This is a genomic window from Cardiobacteriaceae bacterium TAE3-ERU3 (assembly GCA_019218315.1).
Classification (GTDB): domain Bacteria; phylum Pseudomonadota; class Gammaproteobacteria; order Cardiobacteriales; family Cardiobacteriaceae; genus JAHUUI01.
Genome location: JAHUUI010000011.1, coordinates 1 through 1,167, shown reverse-complemented (window position 1 = coordinate 1,167; position 1,167 = coordinate 1). Strand labels below are relative to the sequence as shown.

General features: G+C 45.1%; 1 pseudogene. It reads left to right on the top strand.

Going from position 1 to position 1,167, the window contains the following annotated elements:
* Positions 1-69: 69 nt before the first annotated feature.
* Positions 70-1,147 (top strand): annotated as a pseudogene (locus tag KRX19_11520) (IS3 family transposase).
* The last annotated feature ends 20 nt before the right edge of the window (positions 1,148-1,167 follow it).

Here is a 1,167-nt window from a genome sequence, read left to right as displayed (position 1 = left end):
TGTAACTATCCCCCAAACTAGCACAGCTTTGACGTAGAATTTTCTTCAAATGACAAGAGGATTTTACTGATGAGCAAAAAGAAGACCGAAAGCCAGATCATAGCCATACTCAAGGAAGCTGAAGCGGGTCTAACTATCAAAGATCTCTGCCGTAAATACGATATTGGTCAATCAACATTTTACAAGTGGCGCGCCAAGTATGGCGGTATGGAAGTTTCTGATATCAAGCGGCTTAAAGAACTTGAAGAAGAAAACCGTCGTCTGAAGCAGATGTATGCGGATCTAAGTCTGAAGTCTAAGCTGCAGGAAGAAATTATAAAAAAGCTCTAGTGCCCGTGGCTGAACGTAAAGCGTGGGCTCTGGATTTACAGACAAGATATAACACCAGCATTGTGATGAGCTGTGAGGCTACTGGTATGAGTCGTAGCGCATTTTATTACCAGACTAAAGGAACTGATGATGGCGAGATTATTGCAGCACTGAATCAGCTGGTCGAAAAACATCAGCGCTGGGGTTTTCCTAAGTACTTCAAGCGTCTCAAAGCCATATGGGCTATGGCTGGAACCATAAGCGTGTCTACCGCGTGTATACAGAGCTGAAGCTCAACATACGGCGCAAGACGAAAAGGTGCTTACCCACTCGTCACCCTCAACCTCTCGCGGCACCTAAAGCCACAGGCAAATCATGGTCAATAGACTTTATGAGCGACAGCTTGAACAACAAAGTACGCTTTCGCACGTTCAACGTAATCGATGATTTTAACCGCGAAGTATTGGGTATTGATATTGCAACAGGCATGCCCTCGCAGCGCGTGACGAGATACCTAGACCGTCTAGAAGAGTGTCATGGTTACCCTGAAAAGATCCGTTGTGACAACGGTAGTGAATTTACCTCGCATGAATTCATCAGATGGGCAGAAGCCCATGACATCATGATTGATTACATCAAGCCGGGTTGTCCGTACCAAAACGCCTACATCGAGCGGTTCAATCGCACTTACAGGCAAGAAGTGTTGGACTTGTACTTATTTACAAATTTAAGGGAGGTGGCCGAACAAACGGAGCAATGGGTTGAGTTATACAACATAGAGCGGCCACATGACTCGCTCAATGATATGACTCCAATTCAATACAAAATGAGTGCTTAAATTCTACGAGCACGCTGTGT